This is a genomic window from Pseudoalteromonas luteoviolacea NCIMB 1944 (assembly GCF_001625565.1).
GTDB classification, from domain to species: domain Bacteria; phylum Pseudomonadota; class Gammaproteobacteria; order Enterobacterales; family Alteromonadaceae; genus Pseudoalteromonas; species Pseudoalteromonas luteoviolacea_F.
In genome coordinates this window covers 14,643-31,476 of record NZ_AUXS01000047.1, presented here as the reverse complement: position 1 = coordinate 31,476, position 16,834 = coordinate 14,643, and the positions used below count along the sequence as shown (strand labels likewise).

The window sequence follows — 16,834 nt, the reverse complement described above, 5'->3', positions numbered from 1 at the left end:
GTCCAATAGGCATGTAATCTATGCAAATTCAATTCCGCTCGCCAATTCACCATCTCCTCGCCTATATCGGCTTGGCGTTAGGCTATTTTGGATTTGGAAAACTATTTACCCTGATCGCATTTCAAGATCAGGTGCTCCCGATTTGGTTGCCTGCAGGCATAGCTTTAGTCGGCAGCTACTTATGGGGCTGGCGTTTCGCACCGGCGATTTTCATCGCATCAATTTTGTTTAACTGGAGTACCTACTTCGGATTCAAACCCCATATCCATAATTACAGTGATATTTTGCAAGTCTCAATGGTCGCCACTGGCGCTGTAGTGCAGGGCTTGATAGGGGGCTACTTAATGCGCTTCTGGTTGGGTGATCCGCTATTGATGCGCTCAAGAAAAAACATCGCGTACTATGTCTTGCTAGTGGGTATCATCGCCAATGTCGCATCCGCTAATATCGGTATGTTAGCACTTAGCCTCTTCAACCCGCTGTATGCGTTTTCGCAGCATTGGCAAAACGTTATTGCATGGTGGTTAGGTGATAGTTTAGGCATTTTAATATTTACGCCTCTGTTGCTGATGCTGCTCAATTTGACTGTGTTTGAGCCGCGTCACTATCAACACAAACGCATCATCTTGGCTACTTGTTCGATACTCTTGCTCTCTGTGACCGCCACCACATATCTCTACAATCAAGGCAATCTTCAAGCGGCACAAAGAGAAGCACAACGCGAAGTGAATATCATTGAAAATGTCGTTTTGCGCCATGTAAATCTGAGCATGTTGGCCGTGCAAGGGGTTGCAGCTAAGTTGCAGTCTTTACCCAAATTCGACCAAGCCAAATTTATGCAAATCGCTGAGCAACAAAGGGCTCGTTATCCATTTTTATTTGCGGTTTCTTGGGGACAACGCATCGCGCAATCCCACGCGAACGATTTACAATCCGAGCTCAATGTTCTTTATCGCAACGAAGTGAAGTTACACGGCTTACCTTTGAATCCAAGGGACCCCATGGTGATCGTGAAATATGTCTCGCCTCAAGCTGAAAACTTTGCCTCACTAGGCTTTAATATATACTCCAGAGCCAACCGCAAAGCAGCATTGGAAGACCCAGAAATCATTTTGCAGCCCAGAGCAACCAACGTGGTCAAATTGGTACAAACTCATCCAGCAAAACCTGCCTATGTACTCTTTTCTCCGGTATTTCATCAAAATGCAACGACATCGCAAACTATCAACGCGGATATTATCGGCTATGCAATTGGCGTTGTACAAACAGATGTTTTGCTAACCTCAGTCTTAAAAACGACACTGGGAAATAATTACGACCTCGCTTTTTATGACGGCAACAGCGAAACACCTTTTTTCAGCAATTATGATATTGCGCAAAAACCCTACGACGCCAATACGCACTACAATACGCAAATTCATTTCGCAGGCCAAACCTGGCGCTTAACCTTGGCTATTAAAGATAGTTACATCAGTAACTTAAACCACCAACAGACCATTTGGCTGCTGACGATACAGCTCAGCATATGCGCGTTAATCACCTTTATTGTGCTGCTTTACAACTATCAAAATATTGCCCTTAACCATTTGGTTGCGGCACGGACCGAGTCGCTCAATATTGCATTGCAGGATGCACAAAAAGCGAATCAGGCAAAAAGCCGCTTTCTCGCCAATATGAGTCATGAAATCCGGACACCACTCAATGCCGTTATTGGCTTTGCGTCACTGGCCAATACCACACAAGCTGTAGACACCTTGAAAAAATATGTCACGAACATTGATATGGCAGCCAAAACTCTACTCGGCTTGGTCAATGACATTCTCGATATCACCAAGATTGAGTCGAACAAGCTGCACCTAGAGCAACGTGATTTCGATCTCCAACAGCTGTTGACGCGCATGGACAGTTTATTCGCTACCAGTGCAACAGAGAAAAACCTACACTGGCGACTGCACAGCAATGTAGAGCATGCCGTGTGGCTCAAAGGTGACGAACTTAGAATTGAGCAAATTCTGATAAACCTGTGCAGCAACGCCATTAAGTTTACTGATTCTGGTCAAGTAAGTCTGCACTGCGAGATAACAGAAAGTGAATCCGATTATCGCGTACAATTTATTATTTCTGATTCAGGTATAGGTATTGACGCCACACATCTAGCCCATATCTTTGCGCCATTTGTTCAAGCAGATGATTCTACATCGCGGCGCTTTGGTGGCACTGGTTTAGGGCTGGCAATTTGCAAAGAATTAAGTGACATGATGGATGGCAACTTATCGGTTGAAAGTCAGCCAGACGTGGGCAGCCAATTCCACTTCTCACTACGCTGCCCTTTTGGTGAAGCCCATAGCGCTCAATTACCCGATTTCGATGAAGCAAACATCGCGACACTGTCTATACTGGTCGCCGAAGATAACCCAGTGAATCAGATCGTGATTAAATCAATGCTAGATTCTTTTGGCGTCTCGTACCACCTGGTTGAGAATGGTCAACAAGCTGTAACACTTGCACAACAACAGGCGTTTGATTTAATTTTGATGGACTGCCAAATGCCGGTGCTAGACGGCTATCAAGCAACGACCACACTACGACAGCACTTCGATCAGCAAGCGCTCCCTATTGTCGCGTTGACTGCCGATGTCATGCCTGAAGATAAAGCGTATGCGCTGGCTATTGGCTTTAATAGTCACCTTGCAAAACCGCTTGATCGCGATAAGCTAGGGGCATGTCTGGCCCATTACGCAAAAACATGCTCAAAAAATTCATCGGCATAATCTCAGCACTGTGTGCAATCGGCGCCGCCGCGCAGGATTGCACTACACTGCCTAAAAACCATCAACAATACCTAACTGGCATGGCGTCCGGAGAATATCGCTACGCGAATCAAATTGGTTCGCCGGTGCTTAAACTGAATGCTAAGATGCAGTATAGCGAATATATTCAGGCTACAAACACCTTGCTCGCAACGCGTAATAAGCGAGCAAGTCTGCCTTGTCCACTGCCAGTTGTTGCACAAAATACGGCGGAAAAACACCGAGTAATTGATCACATCGTCCCTTACCAGCTCTTGCATACCAATCAAGACAAAGCCATCTTACTGATCCATGGCTTAACCGACTCCCCTTATATTTTTAGTTCAATCGCACAAGATTTGTATCGACAGGGCTTTAATGTCAGAACCTTACTGTTGCCAGGTCACGGTACTGCTGCCGATGATTTACGCCGTGTTCAATACCAAGATTGGCAACAACACGTTCGCTATGCCATCGAACGTACAAGCAAAGACTTTAACCAGTTTGCGGTCATGGGCTTTTCTACTGGTGCGGCTTTAGCTACGCTGGATATCGCCAAATATACGCCTGAAAACCTCAAAGCACTGGTCTTGATCGCTCCGGCGACCGCGTCCCATAACAAAAACAGTGGACTGGCTCAGTGGGTTGATTGGCTGCCCTTTATGGATTGGCTTGATAAAGATGCAGATCTTGATTTTGCTAAGTATGAATCATTTCCTCTGGCTGCTGCCGCACTTGTTCATGAAGTGATGGTTGATATGATGCAAACACCCGTCCCGACAGATCTACCCATCTTAACCATAATGAGCCAAGTAGATGCGACAATCGACAGTCAAGCAACCATGCGCTTGTTAACTCGCTGGGCAAAACGACATAGTGCACCGATGGCGTTGAGGCTATATGCCGAACAGCCTGTGGCTGTGCCTGATACCATCAAAACAACACAAATCAGCAAATTAGATGGGGTCGTTGATATGTCGCATATCGGTTTGCTTATTCCAAAAGAGCACCCCTACTACGGCTTGCATGGTGCCTACCGCCATTGTGGTAGCTACTTTGAAGACGCACAAGCCTATCGAGCGTGTAAATCGGCTGACATCATCACCTATGGCGAACACCACGAAGCCAATAAAGCAGCCTATCAACCTTTTGCACGTGTTACATTTAACCCTGACTACAAGGGTATGACGGTTCAACTTATCGAGTTCTTAAACACCCATGTCAACTGAACAATTTAGCCATCAATTTATTACTGAGATTAGTGAAGTTGACCAAAACGACTGGCAACGACTCGCGGGTCGTAGCTTGTTTACCAGTTATGCTTGGCTTGGAGCACTAGAAAGCAGCGGCAGTGTCTCCGAGCAGACCGGTTGGCAGCCATACCATCTTGTGATCTACCAGCAAGGCAGCTGCCAACCCTTTGCTATTTTGCCCGGCTATATAAAAAGTCACTCCTATGGTGAGTATGTGTTTGACTGGGCGTGGGCCGAAGCTTATGAGCGCCATCAACTTGATTACTACCCCAAATGGCTCTGTGGCGTCCCTTTTACACCGGTCGTGGGTACTAGGTTATTATGTAAAACACCAACTGAGTCTCTGTATCAATATATTCTATCGGCTTTGAATGAAGCGACGGAACAACATGACTGGTCCGGATGGCATGTTAACTTCCCTTCAACAGCGGAAGCTTGGTCTAATACCCGGTTACTTGAACGACACGGGGTGCAATTTCACTGGCACAACCAACAGTATGTCGACTTCGATGCGTTTTTGGCGACCATGAAAGCGCGAAAACGCAAGATGATTAAAAAAGAGCGCGACAAGATAACACAATCTCAACTCACGATTGTCTGGCTAGATAAGTCGAGCATCAACAAAGAGATTATCGACCTGTTTTATCAATGTTACTGCCATACATATCGCAAACGTTCTGGACACAATGGCTATTTAACGCGGGCATTTTTTGATCTCTTATTTACTGCGATACCTGATCAGATAAAACTGTGTTGTGCATATCGCAAGGATACTCAAACAGACATTCAAAGTTTTGTTGCTGCCAGTTTATATTTACAAGATGAAGATACTTTGTATGGTAGATATTGGGGTGCACTTGAGCATAGTGAGCACTTACACTTTGAATTGTGCTACTACCAGGGAATAGACTACGCTATCAGCCAACAACTCGCACGTTTCGACGCTGGCGCTCAGGGTGAACACAAGCTGCTGAGGGGCTTTGAACCTGTGTTAACCCACTCATATCACACTATTTTCCACCCCTTGTTTAATCAAGCAATCGACAACTTTATCAATACAGAGCGCTCGCAAATTGCACACTATGCGCTTCAGTGCAAAGCGTTATTGCCCTATAAAACACAATAAGCGGTTATTGGCTGGCATCGCATGATCAGCGTCTAGTTCCAGCCCAGCAGCCTGTGCTAAATCGATTATCCACTCGATATCCCGGATCCCACTGTTGGGGTCTCGGGATTTTAAAAATGCGTCAAACTCTGCATTGCTCGCAGATGTATACTGCCCTTGATAATTGAATGGACCATAGATAATAACCTTGCCGTGCGGTGCGAGATGACGCCTGACTCCTTCGAAAAAGCGCACCACCAATTGAGGTGAGACAATATGTAAGGTATTCGCAGTATAGATCGCAGGTACTTGCTCAACAGGCCAATGCTGCGTTAAGTCAAGCGTTATAGGTCGCCGCAGATTGTCCAATTGCGCCTCCTCACACCACTGCGTAATACCGGCATGATTACATGCTAAATCAGATGTTTGCCATACAACTTCAGGCAATGCTTGGGCAAAGTGCACCGCGTGTTGGCCTGTGCCAGACCCGACTTCCAATACAGCACTAATATTGCCAATAAATGGGGCCAACAACGCTAGAATTGGATCTTTATTATTTTCACATGCCTGAGAAAAAGGTTTTGTCATATTGCACCTATTTAGATCGGATCTGCGCCGAAATAGCGCATTGTGCTTTGCATTTTGCAACGACTATGTCGTTATGTCTATTTACTTCACTGATTAATATGGATAAAAAAACTCTGGTATATGGTATGCAAAAAACATTGGTATTGACTATAAGTACCTAGTGTACCCGTTCAAATACCCTGTATGGAGATATAAATATGAAATATTCAAAAGTGACGCATATGCCCAATCAGAGCTTAGGTCATATCCCAGAGCCCGATACCACTGAGTCAAAACAAACTTACCAACAAGAAGTCGCAGATTTGCTGAGCAGTAAAGAGCAGGAAAAAGAGCAAACAACTGAACAATTTATCTTGGGATATAACTAACACTCCCACTCGACCTACAATCCGCATAAGGGTTGCTAATCTCCTATTTTAGTGTAATGATAATAATTATCGTTACACTAAAATATAATACGTCATGGTTACACCTCAAGTTCTGTGTCAGTTTCAACCCCGCTTAGATACACAATGTCAACGCCCTTATTTAGATGCCCCTGTGCACGTGGCCAAATTTATCGACGATGGATTTAAGCTGGCTAAGTGGTATGAGAAAAAACCGTGCGTGTTATTACAAGAACTCTATTTACGACGTGTCTTTTTTGAACTGCTAAACCACATTGCTGATCCGTTAGTCCATCAAAGCTATCGCCAGCAGTGTTTCGAGCAGCTTCATAAACCTCTTCTAGCATTAAAGCGTTTCTATAAAACACAACACCGCTCGATGACTTCTTTTTATCGTTTAGAGCGAGAAGCTAGGATCATAAGTCACGAATTTAATCCTTTTAACTAGGAGTCAGCATGACAACTTATCGTACCGCATCTGATAGCATGGGCACTTTAGAAGTACCTGAAACAGCACTGTATCAAGCGCAAACTCAACGCGCAGTCAACAACTTTCCAGTCAGTGACTTAACCATGCCAACCAGCTTTGTTCGCGCACTTGCTTACATTAAACAAGCTGCGGCAGAAGCCAATGCGGAGCTCGGCCACCTTGATCAAAATAAAGCCAAAGCCATCGCTAACGCATGCCAACAAATCATTGATGGTGACCACCTAGATCAGTTTCCAGTCGATGTATTCCAAACGGGCTCTGGCACCAGCTCTAACATGAACGCCAATGAGGTTATCGCAACCTTAGCTAGCCAACAGAGTGGCTTGCAGATCCACCCCAACGATGATGTAAACATGGGCCAAAGCTCAAATGATGTGATCCCAACTGCGATTCATGTGAGCAGTGCAACGTCGGCGGTCTATGAGTTACTGCCAGCACTGAAGCACTTGTCACAGACCATTGAAAGAAAGAGCAAAGAAATTGGTCACCACGTGAAAACGGGCCGCACGCATCTTATGGACGCAATGCCTGTTACATTTGCGCAAACCCTGAGCAGCTGGCAACAGCAAATTGACTCAGCCTACGAAGGCATCTTAACTTCTTTGGAAAAAGTTTATCAGTTAGGTCAAGGTGGCACAGCAGTCGGAACTGGCGTTAACGCAGATAAACAGTTTGCATCGTCATTCAATACCTACCTGAGTAGCAACGTTGGTATTCGTTTCAATCCAAGCCCTAACTTTTTCTACAACATTGGTTCCCAAGACGCCATCGTTGCGTTGTCTGGTCAACTAAAAACCTTGGCTGTCGCCAATATGAAAATCGCCAATGACTTGCGTTGGATGAACTCAGGCCCATTAGCTGGTTTAGCGGAAATCGAACTACAAGCGCTTCAGCCAGGCTCTTCAATCATGCCAGGTAAAGTCAATCCAGTGATCCCAGAAGCTGCCGCCATGGTGAGTGCGCAAGTGATTGGCAACGATGCGACCATCACCGTTGGCGGACAGTCTGGTAATTTTGAACTCAATGTCATGTTACCTGTGATTGCATACAACATCTTGCAAAGCATTGAGCTACTAGCAAACATTTCTCGCCTTATCGCAGATAAAGCAATCGCTACATTCAAGGTCAATGAAGAAAACATTCAGCGTGCGCTGTCACGCAACCCAATTTTGGTAACGGCTCTTAATCCGGTGATCGGCTATGAAAAAGCGGCCGCAATTGCCAAACTTGCTTATAAAGAAGGTCGCCCAATCATAGAGGTAGCGGCAGAGCATACTGACTTAAGCGAAGCACAGCTTAAAACCTTGCTTGACCCGCAAAAGCTCACTGAGGGTGGCTTATAATTTAAAAGCGCTCTAGTCTTATATAGGGTTAGCAATGTTCACTCGCCTGTCGCTATTCAGCATCTATACAGGCGAGTCATGGCCCACTAAATTGGGTCAGTTTTCACTCAATTTGTTGCTTAACCCTAGCGTGCTTGCTCTTGTATCTCATTACAAAGCACGGCACACTGTTAAAAAAAAACAGGATAGATTATGAACGCATTAAAGCTAACACTTGCTAGCCTAGTAATTATTTCAGGATGTTCCACAACAAAGGCTGGCTCTGAGCCAACGCAATCACAACAACAGGCTCAACCTGAAGTATCTCAACAACAGGAAAAGCCCAGCAAAAAGCCGATGAAGCCAGCTCAGCTGCAAACCAAATCAGCGACTCGCCATGATAAGGGCACCAGTAAGCCTGCACCGGCAAAAATGATCACCACCATGGAACCAATTGCACACTACGATGAAGACGAAGTGTCAGAAGCAGGGATCAAAAACCAACACGCTTACCTCAATTTTATTACTAAGGACAAAAGCTGTGACAGCAACAGCCAGTGCATAGCCATTCCAGTTGGCAGCAGAGCATGTGGCGGCCCTTCAAGTTACTTATTATTTTCAAGTAAAACGGCCGATCAGAGCAAGGTCTATGAATTGGCGAAAAAACTCACCGACAGTGAAGCACAGTACAATGCCAAACATGGCATGATCAGCATTTGTGAGCACTTACGTCAGCCATCAACCCAATGTGTTGAAAATACTTGTGTTAAACTAGATGGAACGAACAAATCACCAACTAGGGACTATCGATGAAGTGGAACCTCGGCACACTATTTGGTCTGTCACTGATATTTTTAGCCGGCTGTGAAGCCACCTATTCAGAGCCTCAATCTGCTCAAGCGAAGTCAAATGACTCATTGGAAGAGATCATCGCAGATAAAGGATGTGACGCCAGTTTTCAATGTAAAGTGATTGCGGTAGGTGAACGGCTTACCTGTGGTGGACCAAGCCGGTATTTAGTTTATTCATCACGCAATGTGAATGAAGAAGAGGTAGAGCACGCCGCTAAAATGGTCACTATGGCAGAGCAATTACAAAATAAAGATAAGATTGCCAGCGAAATTTGTGAGCCAGTATTACCTGTTCAAGCGCTATGCATTAGCAGTAACTGCCAATCTATTGTGTTGAAATAATCAAGTAGACAGTGATGTGAACATCACTGTCTATCCCACTAATATGTAATTCAGTATCACCAGTGGTATCACCAATGCGACACATAACCCCGCCCGCCCTAAATAAGACAAAACTAGGCGTTTTTTAATCCAATAGCAGTACATAAAACGCAATAAATACGTTGATGCAACGCCGAACAGTGCAAACATCAGCAGTAACGAAAGAAGATAAAAAGACACCGACAACTCATACGCTTAGACACATAAATTTATCATAGCGGTACATTGTTAAAACTGCACTTATTTTAGTTGATGCAATGGCGGAGACATTTTTACTTACCAACGATTGCTGACCACCACTTTCCCCATTGCCTGCCCACTGCTTAAGCGCGCGTGTGCATCGCCGATTTCATCGAAACTAAAGTCCGTGTTATCCAATACAGGCTGTAGTTTCCCGCTATCCACGATTTTGGCCATACTTGCCAAAATACGACCATGATCGCTGCGTTGCACGTTATGTAGCATGGGGATCAGCATAAATACGACGTGCAGTGACAAGCCTTTAAAATGGGCGACTGACAAATCAATTTCTGCCAGTGACACAGTAGTTGCTATCTGGCCATTTAGCGCCGCCGCTTCAAAAGAGTTTAATAAATTCGCGCCTCCCACGGAGTCGTAGACAAGATCGAATCCAGCCCCTTGCGTATGCGTCGCTACATAGTCGGTAACCGATTCAGTCTGATAATTAATTGGCGTTGCACCAAGCTGTTCTATCAAACTCAATTGTGCTGGTTTTGAACCTGTTGCATAAACTTCAGCACCAAAATGCGTGGCCAGCTGTATCGCAATGTGACCAACCCCACCTGCCCCACCATGCACCAATACTTGTTGATTTTGACCAACGCCAGCGCGCATCAAACCTTCATACGCGGTGATCCCAACCAATGGCAGTGCTGCAGCCTGCCGCATGCTGAGGGACTTTGGCTTATGTGCGATGAGGTTTGCATCAGCAACCATATACTCGGCTAGAGCGCCGGGTAAATCGGCCAGACCACCAGCACAACCATACACCTCATCGCCCACTTTAAAGCCCTCTACATCCTCGCCAACTTCATCCACGATGCCAGCAAAATCCATCCCCAAAATGGCTGGTAGCGCCGGAGACAGAGGCAATGCTGGACCCATTTCTCGGATCATGGTGTCAACCGTATTAACACTGCTCGCCATCACTTTAATACGCACATGCCCAGCACTGACCTTAGGCCGTGCTGCCTCTGCTTGTGTAAAAACCTCAGTACCACCAAATGCATTAATCACCATCGCTTTCATAACTAAACCCTCGTTCATTGAATGCATCTAGTATATTTTTTAACTATAATTTTGATAATACAGCGACTAACACAATCAGTTTTAAGATTTGGTTGATAATGAATATTGCTCACTTAAAGTTGTTCACGCGCATCGCAGCGACACACAATATAAGCCTTGCAGGCAAAGAGTTGGGACTTTCAGCGGCGGTTGCCAGTGCCCATATCAATAAACTTGAAGAAACACTGGGGACACAACTGCTCTACCGTACCACGCGTAAAGTGTCATTAACTGAAGAGGGGTTTGCCTTTTTACCTCATGCAGAGTCAGTACTTGATAGCGTAGAAAGTGCCAGAGCAGCTATTGGTGCAGGCAGCCATACCCCTCAGGGTACACTGCGCGTCACGGCCCCCGCTTCATTTGGCAGAATGCATATCGTACCCGCACTTGTTGAATTCACGCAGCTCTACCCAGAGCTTCATATTGATTTACGCCTTAGCGACAGCATAGTTGATATGGTCGAAGGCGGATTTGATGTGGCAGTTCGCAATGCTGCGTTAAGCGACTCCACCTTGGTCGCGCGTAAATTGGCCAGTGATACACGTATTCTGTGCGCCTCTCCTGATTACATTGAGCAACACGGTATCCCTGCGACAATTGAAGAGTTAAAAGCTCACCCTATCATCAACCTCACCGGGATAGAGCACTGGGTATTTGCCAACAAACAAGGGAATATAAAATTTAAACCTGCGAGCAAACTACAAATTGATAATGGCGAAGCTATTCGAGACGCATGTATGCGTGGCATGGGGATCACTTTGTGTTCAATGTGGTGTGCTTATCAAGCACTACAAGAGGGAAAACTGGTTCAAGTACTCAAAGACCAGCCACTTATCAATGATACCGCACTGTGGGCCGTCTACCCGAGTTCCCGGTTGCTGGCCCCCAAAGTACGAGTGTTTATCGACTATCTAAAAGCCTATATCGGCGATGTCCCCTATTGGGATTAGGAACTTTGAAGCTGTGCTTCCAGCTGTATCAAAACCTCCATCAATTGGGCCATCAAACCCGGCGTCGACGCGCTGACATGTGGATCGCGAAACTGGCCAACATCATTGTCAAAGTAGTATCCAGAAGCTTGAGCAAAACGCTCAGATAATGCGGCCTCAAGCAAAATATCAGCACCAAGTTGCACGCTACTACCTTGCATTCCATACGCTTCTTGCACCATTTTACTACCTAGAAATGACTTGGGATTAACTGCGATAACGCTTGGCCCAGTTTCTTTCCACTGAGCGCCAATCTGCATTGACCACATGGTCAATGCCAGTTTGCTTTTCGCATAAACGGCGCCAGCAGTTAAATGACTAGGCGTGAGCAACTCTTGGACCTCAAATGGCGATTGGGCGGCCGATGACAAGTTAATAACCCGCCCACATGCACCCAGCACACTACGCAACCCTTGCATTAAGATATAAGGTGCAATGGTGTTGACCATAAATCGCATGTCAAACCCTTCACTCGTCACTGTGTCGTCGACATGAAACACCCCGGCATTATTGATCAATACATCTAGCTGAGGACATTCCTCAGCCACGGCTTGTGCCAGCGCGCTCACCTGAGTCATCACAGATAGGTCGGCACAGTATTGCCCAACTTTATCTTTACCAAAACGCGCAACCAAGCTGCGACATACTTTACTTAGCTTTTGTGCGTTACGCCCGTGTAACAGCACGTGATGCCCTTGCTCCAGTAACGAACAGGCGGTCGCCAACCCAATTCCATCAGTTGAACCAGTGATCAAAATCGTTTTGCTCATATTCTTTCCTATGCACATTGGCTGAGAATGAAGCTGCTACTTTAATACCACAGGTTTATCTTGATAATAGCTATTAATAATAAATTAGTTTCAAAAAATTATTGATAATCATACTTTGCTAAACGCCCACCCACTGTCATACCTAACCAGCAGATGCACTTACCATATCATCTTTATTTTTGTCTATTGCCTTTGCCTGCCTCTTATCCAACCACTCAACTAGTAACAAGTTTATCGTCATTGCGATTAGCCGGTCATAGTCGTGGTAAAATCCAAAAACCCCTTTAAAGGTTTCCTGCCAACTACCCAAGAGCAATTGTAAAATCGCACCGAGAAATAACGGTGTGATAGCTGCTAAACAAATAGCGATAGCACGCATCATCCATTTTTTGTGCGCTATTATTTGCCCTTGTAATACGTACCAAATGGCGATACCAAACGCCCCAACAATTGCCACACTCATGGTAACCAAAGCAATAAATCGCGCGCCCAACTCATCGGGAGTCAATACTAAATGCATCCAAATACCAGAGAGTGCCATAACACATCCCGATACAGCAGCGATGCGCCCAGCGAATTTGTGCCATTTTGGATAGTACAAACGAATGCGTGGTGAAAACTGCCAAGGCATGGTTAAAAAGAACACTGCTCCTGAAAAACCGTGTGTTAAAATCGCAGCAGGTGTCGAAAAGTATTGAGGGTTAATGATATTTGATATCCCTGCCACAGTTCCCGCTCCCAACAATACAAGGGCCACAATAATGATGGCTGGTATGCCTGGGATAGCAGTGATCAGAAGTAGACCACTGACAACTGGCCAGTTGAATGGTATTTGTCGATTTTTTTGCGTCATTACTTGCTCACTTATTTCATTGGTGATGTGTGAGTTGATTATGTAAGATGACTAAAAAAGTGTCGTCCGCGCTGATTGGCGAGAACTTTTATGGGGTTATTTCAACCTAACAATTAATTTTAATATGTTGTTTTAACTACTAACTTTAATTTTAGAGACCGTTCTAAAAAGAGCTTTGCAACGCATATGATGACCGAGCCACCAAGCCTATTTGCACTCCAAATTGCAACCCTTAGCGTGATCATAATCAGCGCTCACCAGCTTTTATTGCGTGCTCGGAACTGGCAAGTTTACAGACCTTTAGCTGGGTGTTTACTTGCTATCGGCTTCATTAGTGCATTGCCCATTAGCAAAACATTATTGCCAGTTAGCTTTCAAGTATTGCACTTAATCTTCTGTCTACCCGCGTTACTACTTGTTGCCCCCAGTTTATGGCTATACAGCAAAGGGCTAACCTGCCAAACACCTTGGTCATTTCAAAAAAGCGATATAAAGCATTTTGCGCCAAGCGGATTTGGCTGTCTGATAGCACTGGTAGCGCTGATATTACCAGAGCAATATCGCTACGCCATTTTAGTAAATGATGATCTGACGCTCGTAGAGCAAGCCCCAACATTGCTTCGCAACGTTATTTACGGTTTATTAATTGTGACTTTTGTCTGTGTATTGGGCTGGATAGTGCAATCTGCCTGGTACTTTTACAAACTCATCAACAGGCTGCATCACTATCACAATCAACTGAAAGATGTTTTTGCGTCAACAGAACAAAAGGAGCTACGTTGGTTAGTCTGGCTTTTACTCTCGGTTGGTGGGGTATGGTTATTTATTGCTCTGGATTTGTTTTTAGACAACCTTTTTAGCCCAATTCAATTTGATCAACACCTTTATGCAATGATGCTCCTGCTCCTTGTATACAGTCTCGCTTTGTGGGGCTTAAGACAAAAACCAGGGTTCACTGAATGTTATGAAATAGCAGATAGCCATGAATTTATGCCAGATCCAATTTCCGCAGAACAAGTGAAGTACCAACGCAGCGCACTGGACCATCAGCGCGCTTCTCAAATAGCCACCAAATTGCAACACGCCATGGTGACGGATAAGCACTACCTAGACGCAAGTTTATCCTTACCTAAACTTGCCAAGCACATTCATACACCCAGTCACTACATTTCGCAAACACTCAATGAGACACTCGGAATGCGTTTCTTCGACTTCGTCAATCAACATCGTGTCGACGCTGCGAAACAACTTTTGGCGCAGGAGCAAGACTCTATCCTCACGATTGCCATGCAAGTTGGTTTTAATTCCAAGTCGGCATTCTATACCGCCTTTAAAAAACACACTTCGCTGACCCCTAGCGCTTATCGGAAACAGCATCAACTAGATGGCAATCAATAGTGGTTTAAGATTATTGCCATCCTATTTTCCACATTTTAGGATCTTTTAACTCGCGCCAGTTGATGGCAACTTCACGCCGGGTCATCAGCGCTTCAATGAGACATTCAATCACACATCCCTGCTCGTCAAATTCGACCGACGTGACAATAAAATGCTTCTCTTTGTGAGTAGGACTGACCGATGTCCACTTGCTATTTAGTAGCTTTCTAGGATTAAGGGCATGCTGCATAAGTGTTCATATTCGCTGTTTTACAGCATGATACGACCGCACAATCGTCTGGGATCAATTAGATATGCAACCGGCGGGTATAACCACTTCGATATACCCACCGACTTCATTATCGTACTGATTGGCTTACCGTATATTCAGCGATCAGCTTATCCATCACTTTAGCAGCCTCAGCAATATCAATAGCAGCAACATTGATTTGCTCTGCGCCGCTGACATTTTCCGTTGCTTTTTGGAAAATACCATTGATGTTTTTACTCACTTCATCAATCGCATTACTTTGCTGCTGCGTATTACTCGACACCGACTCGGTCACCAGCTCAACCTGCTGCGCTTGCTCTACAATTTGCTCGAGTGCGCGTTTGATTTCTTCTGCCCGCTCTGCCGCTTCTAAGGCATTTTCTTTGCCTTTCGTGATCACATTAGAGGCCTCTGAAGAGCTGGATTGCAACTCAGTCACCAAGGCTGATATCTCTTCTGTTGATTTTTGCGTACGGCTCGCCAAGCTGCGGACTTCATCGGCAACCACAGCAAACCCACGACCTTGCTCCCCGGCTCGGGCGGCCTCAATTGCAGCATTTAGCGCCAGCAAGTTAGTTTGCTCAGCAATGCTTTTTATCATTTCGACCATAGATGAGATACTACCAACACGCTCATTCAGTGCATCAACCGTTTTGGCAGACCGCGCCATATCATCGGATGCCTGCTGTATCACCTGCACCGCATCCGCCACAACTTGCTGTCCTTGAAGAGATTCTTGCGTCACCGTTTTAGCCGCTACAGCGTTTTCATTCATGGAGTTTGCAATGACTTGAATATTGGCGCTCATTTGCTCTGAGGCAGAGGCAATGGTTTGGATCCCTGACTGCTGACTAATTAAATTCTCTTGGCTTTGCTGGATCGCCGCCGCCGTTTCTTGCGAGGCATTAGCGATGTTTGAAGACACTTTAGCAAACTCGACTAAATCGTCTTCAAATTGTCGCGTGAGTTTATTGATGTTGTTTGCCGATTTTCCTAGGTCATCTTTTGAAATTACACCAATTTCATGACCTAAGTTTTTATGTAACATTGCAATATCGATACCCTCAGCGATTTTTGCTGACTGTCGGCGACGCAAACGAATGGCAAAGAACAGTGACGCGGTGATCACCAATCCAACCACTAAAATAATCAACTCAATCACCAACACCAAAACAGCGTGTTGTTGGATCTTTATCGCGGTCTTGTCAACCAATGTAAGCGCCTCTTCTTCGGACTCTTTTAACACATTGATCCGCTCAGTCGCGGCTTTAAACCACGCCTCTGCATCTAAGCCAAAATTGGCATTTTTGTTTTCAACCGCACTGCGATAGCGTGCAACTGCTTGAAAGGCATTGTCACTCAGTGCTTGCTGAAAAATTCTTTTCATGATTGGAGGCGACGCTTCAAGCGCTTCTTCTAAATACACATCTTGCTTGGTCATCAAGGCCACATGTTTGGTTTTTAACGCTGGTGTAAAGCTATCGCGACTCAGCACATTTGACAGCACCGCGCGTTCAATACCAGCCGATTCTTTGGCACTTGAGAAATTATAAATCGCAACCAGCTCGGTGGCGATGGTGTGGTCATTGCTCAATCGCGAGGCTGTGATCACCATATGCAGCGCTTTGAGGTTGATATCCGTGTAATATTTCAGCGCTTCTGAAAGCGGGATGGATAAGGTGTCTACACGACTACGGATCTGAGATAACTGGCGGAACTTACTTTCAAATTCAGCCAACTCTTTAGCCATTTCAGGCATCAATTGCCAGTGTTGTTTTTCTTCCGCTAACTTGGCAATCTGTTTGTCTGTTTGACTGCGTTGCTGACGTAACTTGTCCTTAAACTTTGTGCCTTTGGAACCAATAAACCCTGCAGAGGCCCCTCGTTCTTTTTGTGTTTCATGGATCACACTCAACACCATATGACTCAAAAACGCATTGTACTCTGCATCATACGCGTCGTTCATCCGTTTCGCTGACATTGATACATCATAAAAAATCACTGCGCCTAAGAGTAAACATGGAAGTAATACAACTGTTGTCATATGGCTAGATACAAATCGAGCAATTGCTTGTAACATCACTTCACCACTATTTTTTCT

The 16,834-nt window shown here is 45.1% G+C and carries 16 protein-coding genes; 10 read left to right on the top strand and 6 right to left on the bottom strand.

Annotated elements, in window-relative coordinates; all coding sequences use genetic code 11:
• Nucleotides 1-20 precede the first annotated feature (20 nt).
• From N483_RS18060 to N483_RS18050, 3 genes are read left to right on the top strand one after another with little or no spacing between them, the layout of a single operon-like run.
• Nucleotides 21-2,771 (top strand): ATP-binding protein, encoded by a 2,751-nt coding sequence (locus N483_RS18060; RefSeq protein ID WP_023399017.1) that lies wholly within the window; start codon nt 21-23, stop codon nt 2,769-2,771.
• Nucleotides 2,747-4,018, top strand: a complete 1,272-nt coding sequence (locus N483_RS18055; RefSeq protein WP_052027376.1) for an alpha/beta hydrolase — start codon at nt 2,747-2,749, stop codon at nt 4,016-4,018. The genes N483_RS18060 and N483_RS18055 overlap by 25 nt, the downstream gene beginning before the upstream one ends.
• Nucleotides 4,008-5,168, top strand: coding sequence for a GNAT family N-acetyltransferase (locus N483_RS18050; RefSeq protein WP_023399015.1), 1,161 nt, complete (start codon nt 4,008-4,010; stop codon nt 5,166-5,168). Before N483_RS18055 ends, N483_RS18050 begins: the two co-directional genes overlap by 11 nt.
• Here the strand turns inward: N483_RS18050 and N483_RS18045 are convergent.
• A complete protein-coding gene (locus N483_RS18045) occupies nt 5,145-5,735 on the bottom strand; it encodes a DUF938 domain-containing protein (RefSeq protein WP_023399014.1) in 591 nt (196 codons plus the stop codon). The genes N483_RS18050 and N483_RS18045 overlap by 24 nt on opposite strands.
• A gap of 197 nt (nt 5,736-5,932) precedes the next feature.
• On the opposite strand from N483_RS18045, the gene N483_RS27065 reads away from it, so the two are divergent.
• From N483_RS27065 to N483_RS18025, 5 genes are all read left to right on the top strand, one after another.
• Nucleotides 5,933-6,103 (top strand): hypothetical protein, encoded by a 171-nt coding sequence (locus N483_RS27065; protein WP_023399013.1) that lies wholly within the window; start codon nt 5,933-5,935, stop codon nt 6,101-6,103.
• A gap of 94 nt (nt 6,104-6,197) precedes the next feature.
• Complete coding sequence (locus N483_RS18040) at nt 6,198-6,569, top strand: hypothetical protein (RefSeq protein WP_023399012.1); 372 nt, start codon at nt 6,198-6,200, stop codon at nt 6,567-6,569.
• Between the two features lie 8 nt (nt 6,570-6,577).
• Nucleotides 6,578-7,954, top strand: coding sequence for a class II fumarate hydratase (locus N483_RS18035; RefSeq protein WP_023399011.1), 1,377 nt, complete (start codon nt 6,578-6,580; stop codon nt 7,952-7,954).
• A gap of 192 nt (nt 7,955-8,146) precedes the next feature.
• The gene (locus N483_RS18030; RefSeq protein ID WP_023399010.1) at nt 8,147-8,746 is read left to right on the top strand and encodes a hypothetical protein; all 600 of its coding nucleotides are present in this window, start codon (nt 8,147-8,149) and stop codon (nt 8,744-8,746) included.
• Nucleotides 8,743-9,126, top strand: coding sequence for a hypothetical protein (locus N483_RS18025; protein WP_023399009.1), 384 nt, complete (start codon nt 8,743-8,745; stop codon nt 9,124-9,126). Before N483_RS18030 ends, N483_RS18025 begins: the two co-directional genes overlap by 4 nt.
• Before the next feature lie 315 nt (nt 9,127-9,441).
• Here the strand turns inward: N483_RS18025 and N483_RS18020 are convergent, their stop codons facing one another.
• Nucleotides 9,442-10,434 (bottom strand): zinc-dependent alcohol dehydrogenase family protein, encoded by a 993-nt coding sequence (locus N483_RS18020; RefSeq protein ID WP_023399008.1) that lies wholly within the window; start codon nt 10,432-10,434, stop codon nt 9,442-9,444.
• 98 nt (nt 10,435-10,532) lie between these two features.
• On the opposite strand from N483_RS18020, the gene N483_RS18015 reads away from it, so the two are divergent.
• Nucleotides 10,533-11,423 carry a LysR family transcriptional regulator gene (locus N483_RS18015; RefSeq protein WP_023399007.1) on the top strand — a complete coding sequence of 297 codons (891 nt, stop codon included), beginning with the start codon at nt 10,533-10,535 and terminating at the stop codon, nt 11,421-11,423.
• On the opposite strand, the gene N483_RS18010 is transcribed toward N483_RS18015, so the two are convergent.
• Both N483_RS18010 and N483_RS18005 read right to left on the bottom strand, forming a co-directional pair.
• A complete protein-coding gene (locus N483_RS18010; protein ID WP_023399006.1) occupies nt 11,420-12,232 on the bottom strand; it encodes an SDR family NAD(P)-dependent oxidoreductase in 813 nt (270 codons plus the stop codon). The two genes, N483_RS18015 and N483_RS18010, sit on opposite strands and share 4 nt — an antisense overlap.
• A 142-nt stretch (nt 12,233-12,374) precedes the next feature.
• On the bottom strand, nt 12,375-13,085 hold the full coding sequence (locus tag N483_RS18005) for a DUF2306 domain-containing protein (protein WP_023399005.1): 711 nt from the start codon (nt 13,083-13,085) through the stop codon (nt 12,375-12,377).
• A 186-nt stretch (nt 13,086-13,271) separates the two neighbouring features.
• Here N483_RS18005 and N483_RS18000 point away from each other — a divergent pair, with 186 nt between their 5' ends.
• Nucleotides 13,272-14,483, top strand: coding sequence for a helix-turn-helix domain-containing protein (locus N483_RS18000; RefSeq protein ID WP_023399004.1), 1,212 nt, complete (start codon nt 13,272-13,274; stop codon nt 14,481-14,483).
• 10 nt (nt 14,484-14,493) lie between these two features.
• Here N483_RS18000 and N483_RS17995 read toward each other — a convergent pair whose 3' ends face one another.
• Nucleotides 14,494-14,712, bottom strand: a complete 219-nt coding sequence (locus N483_RS17995; protein WP_023399003.1) for a TIGR02450 family Trp-rich protein — start codon at nt 14,710-14,712, stop codon at nt 14,494-14,496.
• Nucleotides 14,713-14,821: 109 nt separating this feature from the next.
• Nucleotides 14,822-16,813, bottom strand: coding sequence for a methyl-accepting chemotaxis protein (locus tag N483_RS17990; protein WP_023399002.1), 1,992 nt, complete (start codon nt 16,811-16,813; stop codon nt 14,822-14,824).
• Nucleotides 16,814-16,834 lie beyond the last annotated feature (21 nt).

Coding starts and splice junctions, on each gene's coding strand:
- N483_RS18045 (WP_023399014.1), bottom strand. CDS start 5,735: ATGACAAAACCTTTTTCTCAGGCATGTGAAAATAATAAAGATCCAATT.
- N483_RS18025 (WP_023399009.1), top strand. CDS start 8,743: ATGAAGTGGAACCTCGGCACACTATTTGGTCTGTCACTGATATTTTTA.
- N483_RS18060 (WP_023399017.1), top strand. CDS start 21: ATGCAAATTCAATTCCGCTCGCCAATTCACCATCTCCTCGCCTATATC.
- N483_RS18035 (WP_023399011.1), top strand. CDS start 6,578: ATGACAACTTATCGTACCGCATCTGATAGCATGGGCACTTTAGAAGTA.
- N483_RS18010 (WP_023399006.1), bottom strand. CDS start 12,232: ATGAGCAAAACGATTTTGATCACTGGTTCAACTGATGGAATTGGGTTG.
- N483_RS17995 (WP_023399003.1), bottom strand. CDS start 14,712: ATGCAGCATGCCCTTAATCCTAGAAAGCTACTAAATAGCAAGTGGACA.
- N483_RS18000 (WP_023399004.1), top strand. CDS start 13,272: ATGATGACCGAGCCACCAAGCCTATTTGCACTCCAAATTGCAACCCTT.
- N483_RS18030 (WP_023399010.1), top strand. CDS start 8,147: ATGAACGCATTAAAGCTAACACTTGCTAGCCTAGTAATTATTTCAGGA.
- N483_RS18005 (WP_023399005.1), bottom strand. CDS start 13,085: ATGACGCAAAAAAATCGACAAATACCATTCAACTGGCCAGTTGTCAGT.
- N483_RS27065 (WP_023399013.1), top strand. CDS start 5,933: ATGAAATATTCAAAAGTGACGCATATGCCCAATCAGAGCTTAGGTCAT.
- N483_RS18055 (WP_052027376.1), top strand. CDS start 2,747: ATGCTCAAAAAATTCATCGGCATAATCTCAGCACTGTGTGCAATCGGC.
- N483_RS18020 (WP_023399008.1), bottom strand. CDS start 10,434: ATGAAAGCGATGGTGATTAATGCATTTGGTGGTACTGAGGTTTTTACA.
- N483_RS18050 (WP_023399015.1), top strand. CDS start 4,008: ATGTCAACTGAACAATTTAGCCATCAATTTATTACTGAGATTAGTGAA.
- N483_RS18040 (WP_023399012.1), top strand. CDS start 6,198: ATGGTTACACCTCAAGTTCTGTGTCAGTTTCAACCCCGCTTAGATACA.
- N483_RS17990 (WP_023399002.1), bottom strand. CDS start 16,813: ATGTTACAAGCAATTGCTCGATTTGTATCTAGCCATATGACAACAGTT.
- N483_RS18015 (WP_023399007.1), top strand. CDS start 10,533: ATGAATATTGCTCACTTAAAGTTGTTCACGCGCATCGCAGCGACACAC.